The sequence below is a fragment of the Burkholderia sp. KCJ3K979 genome (genome assembly GCF_016759955.1).
Classification (GTDB): Bacteria; Pseudomonadota; Gammaproteobacteria; order Burkholderiales; family Burkholderiaceae; genus Burkholderia; species Burkholderia orbicola.
In genome coordinates this window covers 1-24,469 of sequence record NZ_JACFYV010000040.1, presented here as the reverse complement: position 1 = coordinate 24,469, position 24,469 = coordinate 1, and the positions used below count along the sequence as shown (strand labels likewise).

17 protein-coding genes are annotated in these 24,469 nt (G+C 70.0%); 15 read left to right on the top strand and 2 right to left on the bottom strand.

Going from position 1 to position 24,469, the window contains the following annotated elements; all coding sequences use genetic code 11:
• Positions 1-111: 111 nt before the first annotated feature.
• Complete coding sequence (locus tag H3O04_RS12035) at positions 112-1,020, bottom strand: helix-turn-helix transcriptional regulator (protein ID WP_011547292.1); 909 nt, start codon at positions 1,018-1,020, stop codon at positions 112-114.
• 283 nt (positions 1,021-1,303) lie between these two features.
• Between H3O04_RS12035 and H3O04_RS12030 the strand changes: the two genes are divergently transcribed.
• The 15 genes from H3O04_RS12030 (at position 1,304) to asnB (ending at position 17,659) form a co-directional block, all read left to right on the top strand.
• Entirely contained in the window at positions 1,304-2,137 is an 834-nt protein-coding gene (locus H3O04_RS12030) for a helix-turn-helix transcriptional regulator (protein ID WP_202587753.1), read from the top strand.
• Positions 2,138-2,387: 250 nt separating this feature from the next.
• Complete coding sequence (gene sctV, locus H3O04_RS12025) at positions 2,388-4,607, top strand: type III secretion system export apparatus subunit SctV (RefSeq protein WP_006480853.1); 2,220 nt, start codon at positions 2,388-2,390, stop codon at positions 4,605-4,607.
• On the top strand, positions 4,604-4,882 hold the full coding sequence (sctS, locus tag H3O04_RS12020) for a type III secretion system export apparatus subunit SctS (RefSeq protein ID WP_006480854.1): 279 nt from the start codon (positions 4,604-4,606) through the stop codon (positions 4,880-4,882). Before sctV ends, sctS begins: the two co-directional genes overlap by 4 nt.
• Positions 4,882-6,927 (top strand): type III secretion system outer membrane ring subunit SctC, encoded by a 2,046-nt coding sequence (gene sctC, locus H3O04_RS12015; RefSeq protein ID WP_202587752.1) that lies wholly within the window; start codon positions 4,882-4,884, stop codon positions 6,925-6,927. The genes sctS and sctC overlap by 1 nt, the downstream gene beginning before the upstream one ends.
• Positions 6,908-8,266 carry a type III secretion system inner membrane ring subunit SctD gene (gene sctD / locus H3O04_RS12010; RefSeq protein WP_202587751.1) on the top strand — a complete coding sequence of 453 codons (1,359 nt, stop codon included), beginning with the start codon at positions 6,908-6,910 and terminating at the stop codon, positions 8,264-8,266. The genes sctC and sctD overlap by 20 nt, the downstream gene beginning before the upstream one ends.
• A gap of 142 nt (positions 8,267-8,408) precedes the next feature.
• Positions 8,409-8,621, top strand: coding sequence for a hypothetical protein (locus H3O04_RS12005; RefSeq protein ID WP_006480857.1), 213 nt, complete (start codon positions 8,409-8,411; stop codon positions 8,619-8,621).
• Positions 8,622-8,745: 124 nt separating this feature from the next.
• Positions 8,746-9,222 carry a hypothetical protein gene (locus H3O04_RS12000; protein ID WP_012339691.1) on the top strand — a complete coding sequence of 159 codons (477 nt, stop codon included), beginning with the start codon at positions 8,746-8,748 and terminating at the stop codon, positions 9,220-9,222.
• A gap of 55 nt (positions 9,223-9,277) precedes the next feature.
• Positions 9,278-10,165 carry a type III secretion system inner membrane ring lipoprotein SctJ gene (sctJ, locus tag H3O04_RS11995; protein WP_105797871.1) on the top strand — a complete coding sequence of 296 codons (888 nt, stop codon included), beginning with the start codon at positions 9,278-9,280 and terminating at the stop codon, positions 10,163-10,165.
• Positions 10,162-10,911 carry a SctK family type III secretion system sorting platform protein gene (locus tag H3O04_RS11990; protein WP_124477580.1) on the top strand — a complete coding sequence of 250 codons (750 nt, stop codon included), beginning with the start codon at positions 10,162-10,164 and terminating at the stop codon, positions 10,909-10,911. The genes sctJ and H3O04_RS11990 overlap by 4 nt, the downstream gene beginning before the upstream one ends.
• The gene (sctL, locus tag H3O04_RS11985; RefSeq protein ID WP_011547299.1) at positions 10,893-11,522 is read left to right on the top strand and encodes a type III secretion system stator protein SctL; all 630 of its coding nucleotides are present in this window, start codon (positions 10,893-10,895) and stop codon (positions 11,520-11,522) included. Before H3O04_RS11990 ends, sctL begins: the two co-directional genes overlap by 19 nt.
• Positions 11,519-12,895 (top strand): type III secretion system ATPase SctN, encoded by a 1,377-nt coding sequence (gene sctN / locus H3O04_RS11980; RefSeq protein WP_105797868.1) that lies wholly within the window; start codon positions 11,519-11,521, stop codon positions 12,893-12,895. The genes sctL and sctN overlap by 4 nt, the downstream gene beginning before the upstream one ends.
• Entirely contained in the window at positions 12,888-13,571 is a 684-nt protein-coding gene (locus H3O04_RS11975; protein WP_202587750.1) for a hypothetical protein, read from the top strand. Before sctN ends, H3O04_RS11975 begins: the two co-directional genes overlap by 8 nt.
• Entirely contained in the window at positions 13,565-14,374 is an 810-nt protein-coding gene (sctT, locus tag H3O04_RS11970) for a type III secretion system export apparatus subunit SctT (RefSeq protein WP_006480861.1), read from the top strand. Before H3O04_RS11975 ends, sctT begins: the two co-directional genes overlap by 7 nt.
• A 16-nt stretch (positions 14,375-14,390) precedes the next feature.
• Positions 14,391-15,422: an EscU/YscU/HrcU family type III secretion system export apparatus switch protein gene (locus H3O04_RS11965; protein ID WP_006480862.1), complete on the top strand. Its 1,032-nt coding sequence runs from the start codon at positions 14,391-14,393 to the stop codon at positions 15,420-15,422.
• A 266-nt stretch (positions 15,423-15,688) separates the two neighbouring features.
• Positions 15,689-17,659, top strand: coding sequence for an asparagine synthase (glutamine-hydrolyzing) (gene asnB / locus H3O04_RS11960; RefSeq protein WP_006480863.1), 1,971 nt, complete (start codon positions 15,689-15,691; stop codon positions 17,657-17,659).
• Positions 17,660-17,715: 56 nt separating this feature from the next.
• On the opposite strand, the gene H3O04_RS11955 is transcribed toward asnB, so the two are convergent.
• The coding region (locus H3O04_RS11955; RefSeq protein ID WP_202587749.1) for an LWXIA domain-containing protein at positions 17,716-24,469 on the bottom strand (6,754 nt) is incomplete at its 5' end.

Sequence of the window (24,469 nt, the reverse complement as noted above, 5' to 3'; positions counted from 1 at the left end):
AGCGGCGCCGGCCCGGCGCCGCGCCGCAACCGAAACATGCCGGCCCGCGAGGCCGGCATGTGCGTTTACGCGATCGGCGAAACGAAACTGCGCCGCGCCGCCGCCCGCGCGTCAGATGAGCTCGAGCTTCGACGTCAGGTACGTGAGCTGAATCCGGTTCGCGACGCCGAAGCGCTTGCGCAGCTTGCGCAGGTGGTAGTCGACGTTGTGCGCGCTGGTGTCGAGGCGCCGGCCGATTTCCTTGTCGGACGCGCCTTCGGCGATGCCGAGCAGCAGTTCCTGCTCGAACGGCGTGAGCCCGTTCACCGCGCGTTCGCGCGACGTCGAGATCAGTTGCGGTGACGCGAACTTGTGGACCGACAGCCCGATCGACAGCGCCTGCTCGATCGTCGCCGGCGTGATCCATTCGCGCGTGCGGCGCGGCGCGGTGAAGCTCATGAACGCGTGCAGCCGCGTGCCGGGCACGGCCATCGAATACATGATGCCGCTGCACATCCCGTCGTCCTGCATCGTCTGCAGGAAGCCGTCGAGCGCGGCCGGGCTCACGGACGGCGCGTCGTCGCGCTCGCGGTGTTCGCGGCGCAATTGCTGCAGGTCCCATACGATCGGCATGTTGCACACGCGCGCGCCGAGCGTGCGCGGATCGACGTCGTGATGGTTGTGCCGCACGTAGTCGCCGCGATAGGTGGCCGGCGTGAACGCTTCGTGCAGGTAGAGGCTTTCGACGCGCTCGCGCGCGAATTCGAGTGCGAAGTACGCGAAGGTCGAGAAGCCTGTCAGATGCAGCAGGCTCGTGACGATCCGGTTGCGCTCGGCCGTGCTCTGCGCGTGCGCAAGCGTATCGGCGACGCCGAGCTTCGGTGCGTGCGGCTGCGCGTCGTCGCCGCGCTTCACGTCGTCGCACCAGACGACCTGCACGGGGCGCTCGCGCAGCGCATCCGCGCATGCGTTCAATCCGCGCGACGCGCGCGGCAAGGTGGTTGGGGCGACCGCTTCTTCATGCAATGCAATATCGGACATGAGCCATCCCTCGGAATCGACGCGCATCGCCTGGCGGCGGCCGTATCGTGTGCGGCATTCGCGGCGGTGCGACCGAGCATCGTTGTGATATGCGCCGATCGTCATCCCTGACGAAACGCGGGGGCATTGTACAAAAATGTCGGTGTGTGGGTAATATGCCGTAATACTAATCGCGGCGAAAGGTTCATGTTCGTGCGCATATAACGACGACCAGAAAATCATAAAGAAAAGACCAGATCGTGACGGGGCGCAGTTTCACATATTGGGAAAGGGCGGGCTCCTCATGACATATGCTGACGGCGCACCACGCGTCGAGTGGTTCTCACAAGCCGATATAGCGGCCGCCGCCGCTTATTCGAACGAATATCACGCAATCGAGCGTGACTTTTTTACCGGTATTCAAATAGCGCCCGGTAAAACCGACCTTGCGCCATTCGATTTCTCGCAATGTCATGCGCGATTGCGGCAAATCGGATTCAGTACGCTCGGTTACGGCGCCTACGAAATGATCGGGCGGCGCATTCTGCGTGCGCATCTGCTGCGCGACCTCGCGCCGGCGACGTTCATGCAGCCGTTCATCGAAGGAATGCTGTACGACAGCGACCCGCGTTTCGCGCAGGTGCGGCAGAGCGGCTTTCCGGTCGCATGGCGGCTCGACGAGATCGAGGCGGCCGCGCAGGGCAGCGGCGACCGCAAGGTGCTGGCGCTGGCCGGCCACTTGCGTTCGCACGCAATGAACAGCGGCGTGATCTTCAGCCTGTCGGCGCCGCGGCTCGACCTGCGCGTCGCGGTGAACCTGACGTCGGAAACGCACGGCACCGAATGGATCGACGATCGCGTGATCGGCGGGGCGCTGTCGGTCAGTCTTGCCGTGCATCGCGTCGCGCTGCCGTTCCTCGAGGCGCGGGTCGCGCGCATGCGCGGCTTCGCGCTCGGCGACGAGCAGCAGGAAGTGCTCGACCGGCTCGTGCACGGGCTGTCCGACCAGGAGATCGCGAGCGCGCTGCGCACGTCGCTGCACAAGGTCGGGCACCACATCCGCTCGCTCGAAAAACTCTTCAACGTACAGAACCGCGCGCAGCTCGCGTACCTCGCCGCGCGGCGGCTGCCGTCCTGAGCTGACGTCTGCCGCAGGCGCGCGCCGGCGCGCCGGCGCGCGATGGAAGCGGTTCCGGCGGCGCGTGCCCGAACGTGCCGCCGGGTTTCGTAGTCCGATTCGATCGTCTGAGGAAAACGCGCTTTCACGCTACGAGGCGCGCCTCTTTTTCCGCGGTTTCCCGTCGCTACACTCGTCCCATTCAACGGTCCGCGCGGCATGGGGCAGGCTTGCCCGTGCCAGCCGGCGATAACGACAGGACGACGGCACGATGGCTGAACCGAAGGCGCTCCCCCGCGACTGGCAGCGGTTGTTTTCCGCCGGCCGCGGCGTGTCCGGACGGCGCCTCGGGGGCGCGTCGCCGCGCGCCGACCTGTTTCTCGCGGCCTTCATCGTCGCGGTCGTCGCGCTGTTCATCCTGCCGCTGCCGCAGGCCGCGCTCGACGGGATGATCTCGCTGAATCTCGCGGCGAGCGTCGTGCTGCTGACGGTGTCGACCTACGTGCCGTCGGCGGTCAGCTTCTCGTCGTTTCCCGCGCTGCTGCTGTTCACGACGCTGTTCCGGCTCGCGCTGAACATCGCGTCGTGCAAGCTGATCCTGCTGCATGCGAACGCCGGCCACGTGATCGACGCGTTCGGGCGGCTGGTGGTCGGCAACAACGTGGTGGTGGGCGGCGTGGTGTTCCTCGTGATCGCGGTCGTGCAGTTCATCGTGATCGCGAAAGGGTCGGAGCGGGTGGCCGAAGTCGGCGCGCGCTTCTCGCTCGACGCGATGCCGGGCAAGCAGATGAGCATCGACGCCGACTTGCGCGCCGGCATCATCAGCGCCGACGAGGCGCGCGAGCGGCGCGAGAAGCTCGAGCAGGAATCGCAGATGCACGGCGCGATGGACGGCGCGATGAAGTTCGTGAAGGGCGACGCGATCGCGGGCCTCGTGATCGCGTTCATCAACATCGTCGCGGGGATCGCGGTCGGCACGCTGATGCACGGGATGGACATCGGCGAGGCGCTGCAGCGTTACGCGATCCTGACGGTCGGCGACGGGATGGCGTCGCAGATTCCGTCGCTGCTGGTATCGATCGCGGCCGGCATCGTGACCACGCGCGTCGCGACGCGCGATGCGCGGCAGCGTCAGCTCGGCGAACAGCTCGGCGAGCAACTGGGCGCACACCCGCGCGCGCTGCTGATCGCGGCGTTCGTGCTGAGCGGTTTTCTCGTCGTGCCCGGTTTTCCGAAATGGTCGTTCGCGCTGATCGCGCTCGGCCTCGGCGCCTTCGCGTTCTCGCAACTGAAGCGCAAGACGTCCGCGCCGAGCTTCAACCTGATTCATGTCGCGGGGCGTGTCGGCGCGGCCGACGACGGCCAACCCGCGAAGGTATCGCATGCGGCGGGCGTCACGTCGCTGATCGCGGTGTCGCTGTCCGACGACCTGCGCACGGGCCTGAACCTCGCGCAACTGCAGGCGGCGCTGTCGAGCGCGAAGGCGCGTGTCGACGCGGACATCGGCACGGTATTCCCGCGCATCACGCTGAACGACGACGAGGGCGCGCCGGCCGGTACGTACCGGATCTATCTGCAGGACGTGCTCGTCGCGCACGGCGCGCTGAAGCCGGGCTGGCTGCTGTGGGACGGCGTCGCGCCGCTGCCGGAGCGCGCCGAGCGCCAGCCGGCCGAGGCGTTCGGTCCGTTCGCGACCGCGCTGTGGATCAAGCCCGACGGCGCGGCGCCGGACGGCAAGTGGCTGTCGAGCGAGAGCGCGCTGGCCGCGCACGTCGAGCAGATCGTGCGCCAGCATGCGGACGAGCTGCTCGGCATCCAGGAGACGCAGGCGCTCGTGCATCTGGTGCGCCGCGATCATCCGGAGCTGGTGGGCGAACTGACGCGGCTCGTGCCGCTGCAGCGCGTGACCGAAGTGCTGCGCCGGCTGCTCGCCGAACAGGTGCCGATCCGCAACCTGCGCGTGATCTTCGAAAGCCTGATCACGTGGGCGCCGAACGAACCCGACGACGTGATCGCGCTGGTCGAGCTCGTGCGCGTCGACCTGCGCCGGATGATCACCGATCGCCATGCGGGCACGGCGCGCCAGCTGCGGGTCGTGCTGTTCGAGCAGAACCTGCAGGAGCGGATCGAGAGCGCGGTGATGCGCACGAAGCAGGGCAATTTCCTCGCGCTGTCGAGCGCGGTCAAGCAGGACATCGGCGAACAGGTGCGCGCGATCGTGCAGGCCGCGCAGGCGGCCGGCCCCGGCGGCCACGGCAACGCGCAGGGTGGCGCGCACGGTGGCGCGCGGCTCGCGGTGATGGTCGCGCTCGGCGCGCGCCGCTACGTGAAGACGATCCTGCAGCCGGTGCTGCCCGAACTCGCGGTGCTGTCGTACCAGGAAGTCGAGGAGGACGTGCAGTTGCATACGGTCGGCTGGGTGAAGAACCCGCCGGACGACGGCACGGTCGGCGCGGGCGCCGATGTGCGCGCGCCGGGAGCCGTGCAATGACGAGCTCGACGATCCTCGACCTGACGCGCCAGGCGCTGATGCTCGTGCTGCTGCTGTCGCTGCCGATCGTGCTGATCGCCACCGTCACGGGCCTCGTCGTCGCGATCCTGCAGGCCGTCACGCAGGTGCAGGACGCCAACATCGGCATCGCGGTGCGGCTGATCGCCGTGATGGTCGCGCTCGTGCTGCTGTCCGGCTGGCTCGGCGGCGAAGTGCTGCGCTTCGCGCAGCAGGCGCTGGAACGCATGTTCGTTTCTTCCACAGGAGTTCTTTGATGCGTCGACGCGTCGCCTCGATCCGGTTTCAACCGCGCAGCCTGCAACGGGTCGCGCTTGCCGTGTGCGCGACCGCGCTGCTCACGGCGTCGCTGTGCATGGCGCCCGCGCAGCATGCGCGCGCCGCGGACCTGCGCTGGCGCAACAAGCCGTTCACGATCGTCGCGAACGGCAAGAAGATCGGCGACTTCATCCGCGAGCTCGCGTCGTCGCAGGGCGTGACGGCGGTGGTCGACCCGAAGGTCGACGGCGTGATCAGCGGCCGCTTCTCCGGCACGCCGCAGCAGACGCTCGACACGATCTGTTCCACCTACGGGCTCACGTGGTACTACGACGGCTCGTTCCTGTACGTCGATCCGGCCGACCAGTCGCAGACGCAGATGATTCCGATCCCGCCGAATGCGTCCGGCGAAATCGGCCGCGCGCTGCAGGCGATGCAGATTCCGGACAAGCGCTACACGCTGGTGATCAACGACCGCGCGAACAGCGTGTACGTGGCCGGCCCGCGCCGCTATGTCGAGCTCGTGCGGCAGGCGGTCGGCTCGGTCGGCGATCCGTCGGCGAACGGCGCGCACGCGGACATCCGCGCGTTCCGGCTGAAATACGGCTGGGCGTCGGACTTCACGATCAACCGCTCGGGCAAGGAAGTGACGGTGCCGGGCGTCGCGACGATCCTGCGCCGGCTGTTCGGCAAGGGCGGCGGCACGACCGCGGCGCCGTCGAGCACGCCGCTCGGGCAGGCCGCGCGCCAGGTGAAGCTCGGCTCGGGGCTGACGATCGCGGTGCCGCGGCTCGACTTTCCCGACATTTCCGGCGGCCCGCGGCAGGGCGGTTATGGCGGGGCGGACAGCGGCATGGGCGGCGGCTTCTCGCCGTTCTCGAACAACGGCGGCGGCGACACGCTGCCGCAGATCGTCGCCGATCCGGCGATCAACGCGGTGATCGTGCGCGACCTGCCGGAGAACATGTACCGCTACCAGTCGCTGATCAACCAGCTCGACGAGCGGCCGCGCATCGTCGAGATCAACGTGACGATCATCGACATCAACGAGGATTCGCTCGACAGCCTCGGGATCGACTGGCGCCTGCACACGACGCACGGCGACGTGCAGATCGGCAACGGCCAGAACGCGCTGAACGGCAACACCCAATACAACGGCGTCGGCAACCCGCCGCTGACGTTCGGCATCGGCACGTCGGAAACCGGGCAGACGGGCACCTTCATGCCGACCGGCATCGCGCTGACCGCATCGATCGGCGGGTCGCTGCGCAACTACCTGCTCACGCGCGTGAACGCGCTCGCGCAGAAAGGCCAGGCGCAACTGCGATCGAAGCCGAAGGTGCTCGCGCTCGACAACACCGAGGCGATCCTCGAGAACCTCACGCAGTTCTACGTGCAGGTGCCCGGCTATCAGGATTCGTCGCTGTACAGCGTGACGACCGGCACGAGCATCAAGGTGACGCCGATGATCGTCGACGAGGCGATCCGCAACGCGGCGGCGGTGTCGGGCAACCCGCAGAGCGTGATGATGTCGATCGACATCCAGGACGGCAACATCGTGCCGGGACAGGCCGTGTCGAACGTACCGGTGATCCAGCAGCGCAACATCGTCACCAAGACGATGATCGACGAAGGCAAGAGCCTGCTGATCGCCGGTTTCAACGACGACGAGGTGAAGCTGAACAAGAGCGGCGTGCCCTGGCTGTCCGACATCCCGCTGATCGGCAACCTGTTCAAGTACACCGACAAGTCGGGCAACCACATGGAGCGGTTCTACCTGCTGACGCCCCGGGTCGTGACGAACGCGTCGATGTACGCGCCGGACGGCTCGCCCGTGAACCCGGGCGTCGATGGGCCGGCGAACCAGGAAGGGATGTCGATGTATCGCCCGCCCGACAACGACGTCACGGTGCCGCTGACGCCGAAGCCGCTGCCCGGCACGAAGTTCGGTCCGCCCGCGTTGCCGGCGCCACCCAAGGATGCGGCGTCGCAGCCGGTGGCGACGACCGCAGGAGCACCCGCCCATGTCGACGAGCATCATTGATCCGCACGGCGACGGCGCATTGCCCGGCGGCGCGGGAAGCGCGGGGGCCGGTGCGGCCGCGCTCGCGTCGCCATGGAACCTGTGCTTCCTGAGCGGGCCGATGTACGGCCGCACGATGTCGCTCGCGCGCGGCGCGAACTGGGTCGGCACGGCGGCCGACTGCGAAGTGATCCTGCCCGATCGAGAGATCGGCGCGAAACAGGTGTGCCTGCAGGTCGGCGCGCTTGCGGTGACGGTGCAGAACCACGGCGGCGACACCGGCGCGCCGGTGCTGTTCAACGACGAGCCGCTCGGCAGCGGCCGCCGCTCGCTGACGCCGAACGACGTCGTGACGGTCGGCTCGATCCGGCTCGGCATCGCGCGGCATGCGCAGGCGAGCGTCGCGGTGCCCGACGAAACCGATGCGCCGGACGCCGCGCGTGAAGCGGCGTGGCCCGGCTGGCTCTCCGGCGGGCTGCGGCGGCTGGGCAGCCGGCGGCTCGTGATCGCGCTGGTCGCGCTGTGGATCGGCGTGCTGCTCGGCGCGCTCGGCTACGGCTTCGTCGCCTGGTCGGGGCGGCTGCCGTGGCAGCACGAATCGGTGCTCGCGCGCACGCACCGGCTGCAGCAACTGCTGCACGCGTATCCGGAGCTGGCGGTCGCGCCGCGCGACGACGGCGTGATCGTGTCGGGCTACGTGAGCGACCCGGCCGCGCGCGAGCGGGTCGCGCAGATCGTCGCGGGCGTCGACAACGCGGCGCTCGGCAATATCTACGTGGTCAGCGATCTGGTCGCGACCGCGCAGACCTATTTCAGCGACACGGCACTGACGGTCACGTATCTCGGCCGCGGCCGGATCGAGTTGACGGGCACGGCCGCGCGCGCGCAGATCGAGCCGCGCATCCGCAACTACATGAAGGACGCGCGCCCGGCGCTCGAGGTGGTCGACCACGTGCGCGATGCCGATGCGGCGGCGCCGCGCACGGCGACGACGCTCGGCGGCACGGCGGGCATTCCGGAGATCACGACCGTGTTCGCCGGCGACGGCGATCAACGCTACATCGAGACGGTCGATGGTAGCCGCTATTTCGAAGGCGCGCGGCTGAAGGAGGGCGCGAGCGTCGTGTCGATCGGCCCGGACGAAGTGGTGTTCGAGCGCAACGGCCAGCGCATCACGATGCCGCTCGGCGGCCCGTCGGCGCGTGCGCCCGAGCAGGCGCCGACGGCGCCCGTGGCGCCGCTCGCGAGCGGCGCGGCGGCGGGCGTCGCGCAGCCGGTGCCGGGGCCGACGCTGTTGCCGGGCGAGCCGACGACGCCGGCCGTCGCGGCGGCCGGCGCGTCGAAGGGCGCGACGCACTAGGGTCGCGACAGGATCAGCGCATCGCGTCGTGCGATGCGCGCATTACGCGACACGCCGCGCGCATGCGGCGCGTCACGTCGCCGGCGGGGCATGGGGCCGCCGCCGGAAGATGGAGTGTGTTGTTCACGTAAAGGAGCGAAGCATGGGTACCTCGGCAGCAGGTGGTGTGACGAACACGGGCGACGTGCAGAAGCAGGCCGACGACCTGACCAAGACGCAGCTCGAACTGACCAAGATCAACTTCCAGGTTCAGCAATCGACTGCGACGTTCGAAACCAGCAACGCAGTGACCGCGCAGGAAGGGACGGCGAACGCCCAGGTTGCGCAACACCTGAGTTCCGCCGGCCGCGCGTGACGCCGGTCGCCGGCCGTGCCGCGCGACGTCGCATGCCGGGGCCGCCCGTGACGGGCGCTCGGCATCGCGTGTGCGCGTGCCGGCCGGCCCGTTTCCGGCCCTGCCGGTCAAGGAGGACACGATCATGTCGGTAACAGGCGTAGGCGCGGCGCCGCCGGGCGCGGCTGCGCTCGCGAGTGCCGCGCAGCAAGCGGGCACGGCGTCCGACCCGGCGCAGGTGCGCCAGTTCGATGCGCTGATGCAGCCGGGCGCGTCGCCGGCCGCTCCGTCGTCTTCGTCCGGTGTCGCGATGTCGCGCGCGCCGGCGGATGCGGCGCCGGCCGTGCAGATGACGCCCGCGCAGGCGAACCAGTCGTCGCTCGTCGAGCGGTTGCGCACGTACGGCAACGATCTCGATTCGCGGTACGCGAACATCGACAAGCATCGCAGCGAGATGCTGACGTCGATGGCGGACAGCCGCAGCGACCCGCTGATGACGATGGTGAAGGCGATGGATTTCCAGTGGACGGCAACCACCACGATTTCGGAATACCAGTTGAGCCTGTCGGTTGCACAGGCGGCGAACGGCTTCACGCATACGGTGCTGAAGACGCAGGAGTGAAAGCGCGCGTGCTGGCCGGCGGATGCGGCCTCACGCGCCCTGAAGCGGACAAACGATGACGACGATCGATTCGACGCCGCGCATGCATGCGTGGCGCAGCCGGGCGGCGCGCGCGCTGCTCGCGGGGCTGCTCGTGCTGTTGGCCGGGTGCCAGAAGGAGTTGTACTCGGGCCTGTCGGAGCGCGACGCGAACCAGATGGTCGCGGTGCTCGGCGACGCGGGCATCAGCGCGTCGAAGGACAACGATGCGCGCGACACGTCGGACCGCAACGCATGGCTCGTGAGCGTCGCGGACGGCGACATGCAGGCGGCGCTCACGGTGCTGCAGGCGAACGGGCTGCCGAAGCCGAGCTATGCGAGCCTCGGCGAGCTGTTCCAGAAGCAGGGCCTCGTATCGACGCCGGCCGAGGAGCGCGTGCGCTACCTGTACGGCGTATCGCAGGATCTGTCGCGCACGCTGCAGGACATCGAGGGCGTGGTGGTCGCGCGCGTGCAGGTCGTGATTCCGGAGAACGATCCGCTCGCGGACAAGATCAAGCCGTCGTCGGCCGCGGTGTACATCCGCTACCGGCCGGGCGTCGACCTGCGCGCGATGGCGCCGATGGTCAAGGATCTCGTCGCGCACAGCATCGAGGGGCTGCAGTACGACAACGTGTCGCTGTTCCTGCAGCCGGCCGCCGCGCGCGCGACGCGCGTGGACGGGATCGGCAGCGCGGTGTCGGACATCCTGCGGCTGCGCTCGCCGCTCGGCTGGCTCGTGTTCGCGCTGATCCTGCTGACCTGTGCGGTGATCGCGCTGTCGGCCGCGCGGCGCGGGATGTTCGGCGCGCGGCTTGCGGGCCTGCTCGGTGCGCCGCGCGGTGCGAGCGGGGCGGGTGGTGCGGCCGCGCAGCAGGCCAGCGGCGGACTGCGTACGCCGGACGGCGCGCGCGACGGCGCATGAGCGAGCCGCACGCGCTGCCGCCGGGCGAGGCGAGCGTCGCGGCCGAGGCGGCGACGCTGCCGTGGCTGCACCCGCTTGCGCCGCCGCCTGCCGCGCGCGCTGCCGCGTTTCATGCGCTCGTCTGCGACTTCAACCTGCGGCCCGACCGCTATCTGCATGTGACACGCGTGCCGGCCGACTGGCCTGCGCGCTACCGTTCGCCGGACACGTTCGGCGCGGCCGGCCGCAAGCTGCTCGCGCGGCACCTGCTAGACCTGAACGGCGTGGCCGACCGGTACGACTTCGACGTCGCGAACCCGTGTGCGCGACTCGCGCTGCTGCCGGGCGCGGCGCTCGAACAACTGGCCGCGTATGCGGGGCTGCTGCTGCATCGCGCATGGCTGCGCGACGCGCTGGCCGGGCGGCGCATCCGCGCGGAAGTCGCGGCGCGGCTCGGCGGCGATGCGCTCGAACTCGCGCTCGAACGCGCGCCGGAATTCGGTGCGCTCGCGGAAACGCTGGAACCGTGGCGCGCCGATCCCGCCGCGCTGCCGGTCGTGATCCGGGCGCGCGGCGGCCGGCTGCTCGCGGATTTCATCGGCGTGGCCGGCGACGCGGTCGCGCGGCGCGTGCGCCTGAAATTCAACCGCGCGATCGACGATGAGGCGCCGTACTGGCTGAACCGCGCGCAGCGCGACCAGTTCGGCGAACTGATGTTCCTGTTTCTGATTCCCGAGAGGCTTGCGTCATGGGACTGGCTTTTCTGATCACGAGCGACAACCTGCAGCTACTGTCGGAACGCAAGGTGCTCAAGGAGCGCGAATACGCGGCGCTGCTCGACGCGTCCGCTGTGATCGCGACCGCGCATGAAGAGGCGGCGCGCATCGTCGCCGACGCGCAGCGCGAATTCGACAAGCGTCAGGCGGCCGGCTACGACGAAGGCATGCGCCGCGCGCAGCGCGAGCAGGCCGCGCAGGCGTACACGCAGGCGCTGGCCGCCACGCGCACGATGGAGACGATGAAGGACGCGATGGCCGATATCGTCGTGAAGGCCGTGCGCGCGATCGTCGGCGAGATGAGCACGCAGAAGCTGTACGAGGCCGCGCTCGCGCGGATCGCGCCGCTCGTACGTGACGAGGCGTTCCTGATCGTGCGCATCGCGCCCGGCCGCAAGGACGAGATGCGCGACGCGCTCGACGGCGCGTTCGCGGGGCAGTCGAACCGGCAGAAGATCCGCATCGTCGAGGACGCGCAGCTCGAACGCCATGCGTGCACGGTCGAGACGCCGTCCGGGCGCATCGACGCGAGCCTCGATCTGCAGATCGACGCGTTGCGCCAGGCGATTCGCCGCGACGCGCTGAAGGGCGCCGCGCGATGAACGCGCCGCTCGACGATCCGCCACCGTTCGGCGACGACGACGGCGCGCCGTTCGATCGCGGCCGCCTGGTCGGCGAACTCGACGCGGGGCTCGCGTTCTTCTCACCGGTGTCGGTGCAGGGCCGCGTCAACCACGCGGTCGGGCAGATATTGAACGCGACGGGCATCCGCGCGCGGCTCGGCGAGATCTGCGAGCTGCGCACGCCGAACCAGCCGACGCTGCTGGCCGAAGTGGTCGGCTTCTCGCGGCAGACGACGCTGCTCACGCCGCTCGGCGACGTGGCCGGGCTGTCGCCGGAAACCACCGTCGTGCCGTCCGGACGCGAGCACGTCTTTCCGGTGGGCGAGGCGCTGTTCGGCCGCGTGCTCGACGGGCTCGGCCGGCCGCTCGACGATCTCGGGCCGGTGACCGGCGCCGCGTGGGTCTCGACGCAGCAGGACCCGCCGAACCCGCTCGCGCGCAAGATGATCGACACGCCGTTTCCGACCGGCGTGCGGGTGATCGACGGGCTGATGACGCTCGGCATCGGGCAGCGCGTCGGCATCTTCGCGCCGTCGGGCGTCGGCAAGAGCACGCTGCTCGGGATGATCGCGCGCGGCGCGCAGGCCGACGTGAACGTGATCGCGCTGGTCGGCGAACGCGGCCGCGAGGTGCGCGAATTCATCGAGCACAGCCTGTCGCCCGAGGTGCGCGCGCGTTCGATCGTCGTCGTGTCGACGTCCGATCGCCCCGCGATGGAGCGCGTGAAATCCGCGCTGGTCGCGACCGCGATCGCCGAGCACTTCCGCGATGCGGGCAAGCGCGTGCTGCTGCTGGTCGATTCGCTGACGCGCTTTGCCCGCGCGCAGCGCGAAGTCGGCCTCGCGAGCGGCGAGCCGCCGACGCGGCGCAGCTTCCCGCCGTCGACGTTCGCGGTGCTGCCGCGGCTACTCGAACGCGCGGGGCAAGGCGCGCGCGGGTCGATCACCGCGCTCTACACGGTGCTCGTCGAAGGCGACGAGGAATCGGACCCGATCGCCGAGGAGGTGCGTTCGATCCTCGACGGCCACATCGTGCTGTCGCGCAAGATCGCGCTCGCGAACCGCTATCCGGCGATCGACGTGCTCGCGAGCCTGTCGCGCGTGATGCCGCTCGTCGCGAGCCGCGCGCACCAGCATGCGGCCGCGCGCGTGCGCGAGCTGATCGCGAAGTACCAGGAGATCGAGCTGCTGGTGCAGATCGGCGAGTATCGCGAAGGCAGCGACCGGCTCGGCGATCTCGCGCTGCGCGCGCGCGACGCGATCGGCGCGTTCTGCGCGCAGGCGTCGGACGAGGACGTGCGCTTCGACGCGCTGCTCGCAAAGCTGACGAAGCTGGCGAACGATCATGTCTGAAGCCGACGATCGCCTCGTGCTCGCGACCCTCGCCCGCCTGAAGCGCGTACGCGAGATGCGCAGCCAGATCGCCCGAGTCGCGGCCGCGCGCCAGCAGGGCATCGCCGCGCAGAGCCGCCGCGCGCTCGCGGCCGCGCAGGCGCAGCTCGCGCAGCAGGTCGCCGCGAAGGCCGCGATCCAGACGCGGCTCGCCGACGACGTGCGCGAGGCCCGCGCGTTGCAGAACGCGGCGGCCGATACGCGCACGTTCGACCGGCATATCGGCACCGCGAACGCGTCGGTGAGCGAGGCCGCGCACGTGCATCGCGGCCACGAGGCGATGCTCGCCGACCTGCAGCGCGCCGCGCGCAAGGCGAAGGCCGCCGAGGACAAGCTGGAGAAGGCCGGCGAGAAGGCGCTGCATGCGCGCGCCGCGCGGGTCGAGCGCGACGCCGACGAAGTCGCGGACGGCTATGCGGTACGGCGCTTCGCGACGGGCGGCACCTGGGTGGCCGGTGCGGGCGACGCCGCGGCCGGTCATGCGTCCACGCCGCCGGAGGCCGCAGCCGCGTTCGATGCGGCGATGACCGAAGCGGAAACGGACGCCGACATCGCCGCTGAAACCGACGCTGAAACCGCCGCATCCGTCGCGCCCGACGATCCCGCCCCGCCCGCCGCCGCGGAGCGCCGATGCTAGACCAGGCCGCGGGTTTCAACGACGTCGCCGGCATGCTGCGGCCGCTGCTCTACGTGATGCCGCGCCTGCTGCCGATCATGTTCGTCGTGCCGGTATTCAACGAGCAGATCATCACGGGCCTCGTGCGCAACGGGATCGCGGTCGTGATTGCCGCGTTCGTCGCGCCGACGATCGATGCCGCGCAGGTCGCCGCGCTGCCGTTCCTGATGTGGTGCCTGCTGGTCGCGAAGGAGGCGATGGTCGGCATGCTGCTCGCGGGCGCGTTCAGCGCGGTGCTGTTCGCGATCCAGGGCGTCGGCTACCTGATCGACTTCCAGACCGGCAGCGGCAGCGCCGCGTTCTTCGATCCGATGGGTGGCCACGAGGGCGGCCCGACTTCCGGATTCCTGAATTTCGTCGCGATCGCGCTGTTCGTCACGGCGGGCGGGTTGCAGGTGCTCGTGCAACTGTTCGCGCAGTCGTACGCATGGTGGCCGATCGGCTCGCTCGGCCCCGACTTCTCGTCGATGCTGCAGACCTTCATCGTGCGGCAGACCGATACGATCTTCGAATGGATGGTGAAGCTCGCGGCGCCGGTCACGATCGTGCTGGTGCTCGTCGAGCTGGGCATCGGCCTGGTCGGGCGCGCGGTGCCGCAGCTCAACATCTTCGTGTTCTCGCAGCCGCTGAAGAGCGCGCTCGCGGTGCTGATGATGATCCTGTTCCTGCCGGTGGTGTACGCGTCGCTGCATTCGCTGCTGAGCCCCGACAGCGGGCTGATGGCGTTGCTGCGCGCGCTGTTCGCCGCGCACGGCGGCGGCTGAGCGCGCCGGAGCCGGGATGGCCGAAAAGGACCAGAAGCCGACCGCGAAGCGCCTGCGCGAGGCGCGCGAGAAAGGCGACGTGCCGAAGAGCGCGGAAACGGTGTCATCCGCGTTCTTCGTCGGCGTGTGCGTGGCGCTCGCGGTGGGCATCGGCTCGCTGTTCGCGCGCGTGCAGGCGCTGTTCCGGCTCGTGTTCGACGCGGTCGGCGCGGCCGATCCTGCCGCGCGGCTCGCGGCGCTGATCGACGGCGCCGCGCGCGACTGGGCGACGCTGTCCGCGCAGATCGTCGCGGCCGGCCTGCTGGCGGGGCTGCTCGCGGGCTTCGTGCAGGTGGGCGGCGTGATGGCGTGGAGCCGCCTCGTGCCGCAGTTGTCGCGGCTCAACCCGGCCGAGGGGATGAAGAACCTGTGGTCGCTGCGCAACCTCGTCAATCTCGCGAAGATGCTGCTGAAGACCGCGCTGCTCGTCGCGACGCTCGGCTGGGTGATCGTCGAGTCGCTCGATCCGTCGGTGCAGTCGGGTTTCACGCGACCGGCCTCGATCCTCGCGCTGATCGTGAAGCTGCTGATGCTGCTGTTCGGCTGGGCCGCGCTGATCTACATCGTGATGGCGCTGATCGACATCGTGCACCAGCGGCACGAGTTCAATCAGAAGATGAAGATGTCGATCGACGAAGTGCGGCGCGAGCACAAGGAGGACGAAGGCGATCCGCACATCCAGGCGAAGCGCCGCCAGCTCGCGCGCGAAGCGCAGTTCGCGTCGCTGCCGGACCGGATCGGCTATGCGTCGGTGGTCGTCTATTCGCCGCGCGTCGCGGTCGCGCTCTACTACGGCGGGATGGGCTCGCTGCCGTGGGTGCTCGCGCGCGGCGAGGGCGACGCGGCCGAGCGGATCGTGCGGCTGGCCCGCGACGCGCTGCGCCCGACGCTCGCCAACGTCGGGCTCGCGCAGGCGCTGTACGAGACGACGCCCGAGAACGGCACGATCCAGCCGCAGCATTTCCGCGCGGTCGCGCAGTTGCTGAAATGGGCGACCGGCACCGCTTGACGGCGGCGTGGGGGGGCGTCGCATTACATCAAGCCCTTTTTTGTCGGCAATGCTTGCCGGCGATCCGGCCGGATTCGATATGACCCCATCGCTCGAGCATCGGCATACGGCGCTTGACGTCCATTTTTTTCCGGATGTCGCCGACATTCACTGGTGAATTATTGCTGATTTATTTCTTCGTAATATGGCTCGACCGTCACGCCCGACGGCGGGCCGCGAGGTTGCGCCACCCGTGACGGACCAGGTCAACAGGGGCAGACAAATCAATGTGCGGAATCGACGGCTTTCTGAATAGCGTCGCCTTCGATGAGGAGACAGCGCGCGGCACGCTCGCGCGAATGACGGCGAGCCTCGCGCATCGCGGGCCGGACGGGCAGGGCATCTGGGTCGACCCGGATGCCGGCATCGCGCTCGGCCACCGGCGGCTCGCGATCGTCGACCTGTCGGTGCACGGCCGGCAGCCGATGGCTTCCGCGTGCGGTCGCTACGTCCTCGTCTTCAACGGCGAAATCTACAACCATCGCGAACTGCGCGCGGAGCTCGAGCGCGCAGGGCGTGCACCGGCGTGGCGCGGTCACTCCGACAGCGAGGTGCTGATCGCGGCGATCGTCGCGTGGGGCGTCGAGGCCACGTTGCGCCGCGCGACCGGCATGTTCGCGTTCGCGCTGTGGAATCGCGCGTCGCGAGTGCTGACGCTCGCGCGCGACCGGATCGGCGAGAAGCCGCTCTACTACGGGCGGATCGGCGACGCGCTCGTGTTCGCGTCCGAGCTGAAGGCGTTGCGCGGCTACCCGGGCTTCGACGGCACGGTCGATCGCGACGCGCTGTGCCTGTACCTGCGCCAGTCGAGCGTGCCCGCGCCCTACACGATCTATCGCGGCATCCGCAAGCTGCCGCCCGGCACGTACATCCAGTTCGAACATGCGCGCGACACGCCGCGCCTGCGCGCGTACTGGACGCTCGAACAGGCGATCGAGGCGGGCCGCGCGCAGCCGTTCGAGGGCAGCGCCGACGAAGCCGTCGGCCAGCTCGACACGATCCTGCGCCAGGCCGTCGCGCGGCAGATGGAGGCCGACGTGCCGCTCGGCGCGTTCCTGTCGGGCGGCATCGATTCGTCGGCGATCGTCGCGCTGATGCAGGCGCAATCGGCGACGCCGGTCGACACGTTTACGATCGGCTTTCACGAGGCCGGCTACGACGAAGCCGGTTACGCGAAGGCCGTCGCGCGCCATCTCGGCACGCGCCATACCGAGCTTTACGTGACGGCCGACCATGCGCTCGGCGTCGTGCCGAAGCTGCCGTCGATCTATGACGAGCCGTTCTCCGATGCGTCGCAGATCCCGACCTTTCTCGTCTCCGAACTGACGCGCCGGCACGTGAAGGTGAGCCTGTCCGGCGACGGCGGCGACGAATTGTTCGGCGGCTATACGCGCTACTTCCTGACGCCGCGCCTGTGGCGCAAGCTGCATCGCGTGCCGGCGGCGGTGCGCGCGCGGATCGCCGCCGCGCTGCATGCGTTGCGGCCCGATCACGCGGACCAGCTCGCGGCCGTCGCGCAGGGGGCGTTCGGCGGCGGTGTGGAAGCGCGCGAATCCGCGTCGCGCATCGGCGATCGCCTGCACAAGCTCGGTCATGTGATGACGGCCGAGAGCCGCATCGGGCTGTACCGGCTGCTGATGTCGTCGGTGCATCATCCGGAGCGCCTCGCGCTGTCGGGGCAGGAGCCGCCGACGCCGCTCGACACGGTGTCCGCGTGGCCCGCGCACCTGAGCTTCGCCGAGCAGGCGATGGCGATCGACACGCTCACGTACCTGCCGACCGACATTCTCGCGAAGGTCGATCGCGCGGCGATGGCCGTGAGCCTCGAGACGCGCATGCCGTTCCTCGATCATCACGTCGTCGAATTCGCGTGGCGCGTGCCGGCGTCGGTGCGCTTGCCGGAAGGGCAGTCGAAGGCGCTGCTGCGCCGGCTGCTCGACCGGTACGTGCCGTCCGCGCTGATCGACCGGCCGAAGCAGGGCTTCTGCGCGCCCGTCGACCACTGGCTGCGCGGCGCGCTGCGCGACTGGGCCGACGCGCTGCTGCGGCCGTCGCGCCTGCGCGAAGAGGGCTTCTTCGATGCGGCGGCGGTCGAGCGGCTGTGGCGCCAGCACCAGACGGGCCGGATGAACTGGCAGCACCAGCTGTGGACGGTGCTGATGTTCCAGGCGTGGCTGGAACATCAGCGGGCGGCGTGATGCGGCATGCCGCGCGCAACCGGTGCGCGCGGCGCCACGCGGCCCGCGCGCCGCTGTCAGCCCACGATCAGCGGCGTGCCGACCGACAGACGGTTCGGATCGCGTGAAACCGACGGATTGAGCTGCAGGATCTCGTTGAACGCGCGCGTATCCTGTTCGCCGCGCGTCATCGCCTGCTGATCGGCGCGCGACACGTGCGCGGCGTCGAGCAGCGACTGGCGATGCTGGTCGGCGATGACCCACAGCGAATCGCCGGCGACGACGATGTAGGGTTGCGGCGACCCGGACGGTTGCGCGGTCGACGGCGTGGCGCTGGCCGACGGCGAAGCCGGCGCGGCAGGCGACGCACTCGACGCACTGGGCGAGGCAGTCGCCGAGGCGCTTGCCGAAGGACTGGCCGACGCGCTTGCCGAAGCGCTCGGCGAAGCGCCGGGCGCGAGATTCGACTGCGACGAATTCGACTGATTCGACGAACCTGAGCCCGAGCCGAAGAACGTCGTCCACAGACTTTCGATCAGCTTGTACGCGAACGCGCCGACCGGAATCAGCACGACGGCCGTGGGGATCTTCTTGATCAGCGGCGTCGCGTTCGGGAAATGCGTGTTCAGACGCCCGCCGAGCAGCAGCGCGGTGGACACGCCGGTCGCGATCGCGAGGTCGTAATGGCCGCCGCTCCACTGCACGCCGGTGCCGAGGCCGCCGTACGCGACGGCCATGAAGTCGCTCGCCGAATCGGTGAAGCGCACGATGCGGCTGCGCTTGTCGGCATTCACGCGATGCGCGCCGATCGTGTAGACGAGGCCCGCATACGTGGCGCCGAACGCCCCGCTCGCGATGGCGGCCGAGCCGTAGGCGAGATCGAACGCCCCGTGCGCATGCACGACGCCGCTGATGCCGACCGCGAGCGTCGCGGTCGACGTGATCGCGGCGCCCGCGCGGCCCGCGATCCCGAACAGGTGACGCGGGTTGCCGGTATGGAGCTGCTGCAGCGACGTGCCGCCGACGGTGCCCTGCATCTGCGCGAGCACGTCCGCGGCGAGCGCCTTGATGTGGGTGGTCGCGTCGTCGAAACTCATCAGCCCGACGCGGTTCAGCTCGACATACTGCGCGGCCAGCGTCCGCGCTTCGTTCGAGATCTGCTCGAGCTGCGCGCGCCGGTTCTGGCCGTAATCGTGCGCACCCGAGCGCAATTGCCGCGACAGCGTCACTTCGAGCCGCGTGAGCACCGCCTGCGCGGCCTTCGGATCGCCGGCCTGCAGGCTGCGCACCGCACCCTGGTGCATGACCTGGAACACGCGGCCCAGGCGCGAGCCCAGCAGGAACGACGATGTCGCGCTGCCGAGCATGTCCTGCCGCAGCACGTGCGTCGCGCCGAGCGTATCGGCGATCACGAGCGCGCCGGCACCGGTGACGAGCGAGCTGAAGCCGATCGACTTCCACAGCTCCGCCTTGCGGAACGACGGCCGATGCACGCGCAGCGCGTTGATCTGCGCGAGCGCCTGCAGTTCCTCGATCATCTTGGCCTGTTTCGGGTTCGCCGCGATCTGCCGGCCGACGCTGATCGGCTTCGACGGATCGTTCTTCAGCGCTTCGCGCTCGACCACCGACTGCCAGTACGCGCGACTGTCGGGCAGCGGCCCGGCGGGATCGGCAGTCGACACGACGGTGCCGCGGGCCGGCGCGCGGCCGCCGGCTTCCGCGAGCCAGCGCTCGCCGAAGCGGCGGGCGAGTTTTTCGGTGCGCGTGGCGGGCGGATGATCGGCTGACGCCCACTGCGTCATCGCATGCTCGATCGTCGCCTTGCGCGCCTGGTTGACGAGTGCGGTCGTGTTGCGTTCGTACAGTTCGCTGCGCAGCGTCGCGAGTGCGTCGTCGGACAGCCCTTTCGATTTGCCGATGCGCGCGATCTCCGCGAACAGCACCTGCTGCTGGTTCGCGAACGCCTCGGGACTTACCGGTTCGAAGACGCGCGTGAGCGCATCGGCGCCGTGCAGTCGCGCGAACTTGCCGTGACGGTCGGTCTGGTAATAGTCGACGATCCGTTCCGCCAGCGCCCGCGTCAGGTCCTGGTTCGCGATGAAGTCGGCCCCGTGCGTGCCGTACGACAGCCCGACGTGCAGCCAGTCGATCGCCTTGCGGTCGAGCAGCGCATCGAGCAGCTCGACGTGGCCGGCGCCCGGCACCGGCTCGAGCACGGCGTCCCATCCGTGAAAGCTCAGCATCACGTTCGGCGCCGGTTCGCCCGCGTGATCGTGCGACCACGTCTCGAACGACGTCATCAGCCGCGTGTATTCGGCATAGCTGTCGTTGGTGCCGGCGATCGTACGGCGGTCGTCCGCGGAGACGAGCGGGCGGCCCGACGCCGCTTCGAGACGAAGCTGGAAGCCGTGGCGCGACGCCGCGGTGAGCCATTTGTGCAGATGCGCGATGTCGTCGAGCTCGAGCGTGCGCGTGGTGCCGTCCGACGCCTCGCGCGTGATCGTCGCGTCGGCCTCGTTGTAGCGCGCGCCGATCGGGGACCCGAACTTGCGGGCGCGCCGGATGAACGCCGGATCGTGCTTGCCGCCGCGCGCGGCCGCGAGCGTGTGCGGATCGACCGGAATCGACACCACCGGCATCGCGCCGCCATATTGCTCGACGTAGCGCACCGCGAGCGCAGGATCGTCGCGCAGGTTGAACGCACGCGCCATCGGCGCGACGCGGTCCTGGATCTCGGCCGGCGCGCGCACGAACGCCTGGATCGCGCGCTTGTCGATCATGCGTGCCGCGCTGTGGCGCGTGGCATACGCCTGCATCCACTTCACGAAGCGGTTGTGATCGCCGCCGGGATCGGCGACCGGCCCGCGCGACGGCATGCTCGACACCTCGCGCGCAAGACCGACGGGGATGCCGAGCGCTTTCAGCATCGGTGCGTCGGCCAGGATCGTCTGCGGTTCGTCGGTCAGTGCGAGGCCGCCGGCATCGGGCTGGTTCCTGCGTGCGGCGACCGCCTTCACGCGGTCGATCGTCGGGAACCAGTCGGCCACCTTCGCGGCGCCGTAACGCATCACCCATTCCGCGACCGTGCTCGAACCCAGGCTCGGCTGGTATGGCCGCAGCGTCAGCGGCTTGGCCGCCGGCGTTTTCGGTGGCTTCTGCGGCTTCGGCGCGTTCGACGCGTTTGCCGCATTCGCGGCGCGGCGGTTGCGCCGGCCGCGCTTGCCGCGCAGCGCGTTGCGCACCCGGCCGGCAGGGCCCGTGGAGCCGCCGGCCGCCGGCTGCGCGGCTTGCTGGGCCGCGGCGAGGTCGGCCTGCGCGGCTTTCACGCGATCGATCTGGCCGGCGATCTGCGTGCGGATCCAGCGTGTCGCGAGGTCGAACTTCTGCGGCAGCGCATCGAAATACGACTTCTCGTCGAGCAGCTGCGTGAGTCGTTGCGCGAGCGCGGCTTTCTGCGTGGCGGTCGCGCGCGGATCGAACGCCTCGGGCGCGAGCGTCGACAGCAGAAAGTGCTGGTTCGCGCCGAACGGGCCGCGCCCGAGCGGCATCTCGTCGAGCGGGCGGCCCGCGTCCGGGTGGTCGCGCAATTGCTCGGCGTCGTCGTACCAGCGCGCGTTGCCGTCGTGGATCGCGATGATGCCGCGGCGCGTATGCAGCGATTCGGCAACCGGATGATCGGTCTCGTACACGTACACGTAGTGATCGCCGCGCAGTGCCTTCAGCTCCAGCGCGCGCATCAGGTGCAGCGTGTTCGCGCCGCTGAAGTCGATCGCGAGCTGCTCGCTGTCCGGGACGAGCTTCGGCGGCAGGAACGGACTGTCGGCGCCCTCGATCTCGGCGATCTTGCGGCGCACGCCGGGGTCGGCTTTCGCGAGGCCGCGCTGCACGCGCGTGCCGAGTTTCTGCATCGGCGGCTTCTCGTCGCCGAGCGCCTTGCGCATTTCCGCCGGCGCGAAGCCGCCGTAGCGCTCGACCGTGTCGTGCGTGACGTCCGTCACGACGAATCGCACGCCGCGCCGGCCGCCGGACAGGTTGCGCGCGCGTCGGCGGAACGCGGCGCCGAGATCGCGCGGCGCGATCGTCGCGTCGCCGAGCGAGGTCGACTCGTGATAGGTCCAGTCGTGCGCGGCGTTGCGCGTCGCGTAGCCGAGCACCTTGCCGGTTTCCTTGTCGATCGCGTAAAGCGTCGCGCCGTCGCCGGCCGCTTTCGCCGCTTGTTTCGGCCGGCGAAAGCGCGGCGCGTCGGCAAGCGACTGCAGCGTCGTGACGACGTCCGCGTCGGGCGTCGCGGCCGCCTGTTCGGCTTCCCAGGTGCGGCCATCGCTGCGCGCGGTGATCCGCGCGGCGCCGCCGTATTCGCGCAATTGCGCGAGCGACACGGGCGATACATAGAAATCGACGTTCGCCCGTTCCGCGCTGCCGTTGTCCTTCAGCGCGCGATAGACCGCGTCGCGGATCGGCACGGCCGGATCGGCGGACGCCTTGTCGACGAACGTCCCGTGCTCGTCGGTGCGCATGCTCGCGACGAACGTCGGCTGCGCGTGGCGCGCGTCGATCGATGCGTCCGGCCGCGGTTCATGCTCGGCGATCAGCACGTGCGCATTCGTGCCGAACGCCTCCTTCATTTGCTCGAGCGACGCGAGTTGCGAACCGTCGATGCGGATCAGGTCGCGTTTGCCGTGCGAGGCGAGGTGATCGAGCGCATGCTGGCGGCGCGCGGCGTCCGCCGTCGCCGCGGGCACCGGCGCGTTCGACGCCGGCTGCGGCGCGGGCGCCGGCATCTCGCGCGGCACGCCGAGCGCGTGCACCGCATCGGCCTGGCTCGCGTAGTACGCGCGATAGGTCGCGTGGCCCGGCACGGACGGCGCGACGTCGCCGAAGGCGGCCGCGAGCCGGCGCAGCCCGGCTTCGTCGCCGGGCATCACGTGATCGGCTTCGCGCGCGATCGCATCGGGCAGGCGGGCGTCCCTCGCGATGTCGATGCCGCCATCGTCAAGGATTTCGCGGCGCACCGCGAACGCGTTCGCCTGTGCGCGCGCTTCGGCCATCAGCGCGCTGTCGGCAAGCGCCTGCGGCGACGAACGGTCGAGCGCGAGGCGGCGGGTGATCGTCTCGACCGCGTGCTGCGCTTCGTGCGCGAGCGTGTAGACGAGCGTGCCGGCGCCGTGGAACTGCCCGTCGAGCACGATCCGCTGCTTCGCGGTATCGATCCGGCTGCCGCGCCCGGGCCGGCCCACCACGATTTTCCAGCCGGCCTCGCCGGCCAGCGCGACCTGCTGGCGCAACAGGCTCGAGCGGTCGACCAGCGCATGGGCGGCCTTGGGCAGCGGCGCGCCGCCGAACCGCATCCGGACGCGCGTGATGACCGATGGCTTCTGCACGAACGCGTCGGGCGGCAAGTGCTCGGTGATGCCGGGATGCGCGAGCTCGATCGCGCCGCGCGCGATGCCGTCCTCGAGCATCACGCGCAGCGTGCCGATCTCGCGGACGATGCCTTCCACGTTCAGCTTCGGCGCATCGGTCATGACCGTCGACGGATCGCTCAGGTAGAAGTCGCCGTGCGCGTCGAACACGCCTTCGAAGTCGTAGTACAGACGGTGCTGCGCGGTGATGTCGCGCGCGCGGTCGAGCTGCGCGAATGCGTCGCGGGTGACGCGCGACGGCAGCATGCCGGCCATCACGTCGTGGCTGCTCAGCGACGCGAACGGCGCGTACATCACGGCCACGCGATCGAATGCCGCGAACGGGCCGCCGACCGTGAGCGTGCGCAGTCCGTGCGCGCGCAGCGCCGCGAGGCCTTCCTGTTCGAGGCGGATCGATTCGATGTGACCGAGAATCGCGCGATTGTCCGTGCCCTCGTAGAGGCCGATCGCATTGCGGCGGCCCAGTTCGAACACGGTCTTCTCGATGCCGGCGCCGGTCGCCGCGCCGGTGAAGCGCTCGACCGGCACACGCGCGGCCGGATCGCCGCTCACGTGGACGCCGTTGCCGTCCACGTCGAGCGCGCCCAGGTCCGGGCGCTGGTGCGGTGCCGGATCGTAGCGCAGCCACGCGTTGGTATGGCCGAGCCGCGCCTCGGCGCCGAGCCCGACCGCGATCGTCGGCGGCGCGTAGACGGGGCGCTGCCACACGTTCGCGAGCCAGGCGGCGGCGTCGCGGCCGTTGCGTGCCGACAGAATCACCGACGAGCCGGGCAGGCCGAGCACCGAGCGGTGCGCGAGCGTGACCTCGACCGGCGTGTACGGCCGGCCCTCCGGATCGACGAGACGGCCTTGTGCGTCGGTGACGCCATGCACGATCACGATGCGGCCGTCGCGGTCGTAGGACAGCGGGCCCGAGCGGTCCAGCGTCAACGCGTCGACGCCGGCCACCGGCTTGCCGTCGAACGGCGATGCCTTCACCGGCCGTGCGCGCGACCATGCCGTTTCTTCGGCGAGCGTCGCGGCCGTCTCGCGCGGCGCCGGCATCGTGACGCCGGTGTGCCGCGCGGCCTGCGCGTGACGCCGATACAGCTCGCCGTAGGTCACGCCGCCGTCGAGCGACGTCGGACTGTGCTCGAACGCGTCGGCGAGACGCGCGAGCGAGGCGGCGTCCCCGGCCCGCGCGCGGCCGTATTCGTTGGCGATCGCGTCGGGCAGCGCGACGTGGCGGCCGATGTCGATGCCGAGGTTCGCGCGGATCTCGTCGCGCACCGCGAATGCGTTGACCTGCGCGCGCGCCTCGGCGAGCAGCGCGCTGCGCACGTAGCGCTGCGTCGAGCCGTAGTCGAGCCCGAGCGTGCCGGTCGCGGCCTCGAGCGCATGGCGGGCTTCGTGCGCGAGCACGTAGACC

Coding starts and splice junctions, on each gene's coding strand:
- H3O04_RS12035 (WP_011547292.1), bottom strand. CDS start 1,020: ATGTCCGATATTGCATTGCATGAAGAAGCGGTCGCCCCAACCACCTTG.
- H3O04_RS12030 (WP_202587753.1), top strand. CDS start 1,304: ATGACATATGCTGACGGCGCACCACGCGTCGAGTGGTTCTCACAAGCC.
- sctV (WP_006480853.1), top strand. CDS start 2,388: ATGGCTGAACCGAAGGCGCTCCCCCGCGACTGGCAGCGGTTGTTTTCC.
- sctS (WP_006480854.1), top strand. CDS start 4,604: ATGACGAGCTCGACGATCCTCGACCTGACGCGCCAGGCGCTGATGCTC.
- sctC (WP_202587752.1), top strand. CDS start 4,882: ATGCGTCGACGCGTCGCCTCGATCCGGTTTCAACCGCGCAGCCTGCAA.
- sctD (WP_202587751.1), top strand. CDS start 6,908: ATGTCGACGAGCATCATTGATCCGCACGGCGACGGCGCATTGCCCGGC.
- H3O04_RS12005 (WP_006480857.1), top strand. CDS start 8,409: ATGGGTACCTCGGCAGCAGGTGGTGTGACGAACACGGGCGACGTGCAG.
- H3O04_RS12000 (WP_012339691.1), top strand. CDS start 8,746: ATGTCGGTAACAGGCGTAGGCGCGGCGCCGCCGGGCGCGGCTGCGCTC.
- sctJ (WP_105797871.1), top strand. CDS start 9,278: ATGACGACGATCGATTCGACGCCGCGCATGCATGCGTGGCGCAGCCGG.
- H3O04_RS11990 (WP_124477580.1), top strand. CDS start 10,162: ATGAGCGAGCCGCACGCGCTGCCGCCGGGCGAGGCGAGCGTCGCGGCC.
- sctL (WP_011547299.1), top strand. CDS start 10,893: ATGGGACTGGCTTTTCTGATCACGAGCGACAACCTGCAGCTACTGTCG.
- sctN (WP_105797868.1), top strand. CDS start 11,519: ATGAACGCGCCGCTCGACGATCCGCCACCGTTCGGCGACGACGACGGC.
- H3O04_RS11975 (WP_202587750.1), top strand. CDS start 12,888: ATGTCTGAAGCCGACGATCGCCTCGTGCTCGCGACCCTCGCCCGCCTG.
- sctT (WP_006480861.1), top strand. CDS start 13,565: ATGCTAGACCAGGCCGCGGGTTTCAACGACGTCGCCGGCATGCTGCGG.
- H3O04_RS11965 (WP_006480862.1), top strand. CDS start 14,391: ATGGCCGAAAAGGACCAGAAGCCGACCGCGAAGCGCCTGCGCGAGGCG.
- asnB (WP_006480863.1), top strand. CDS start 15,689: ATGTGCGGAATCGACGGCTTTCTGAATAGCGTCGCCTTCGATGAGGAG.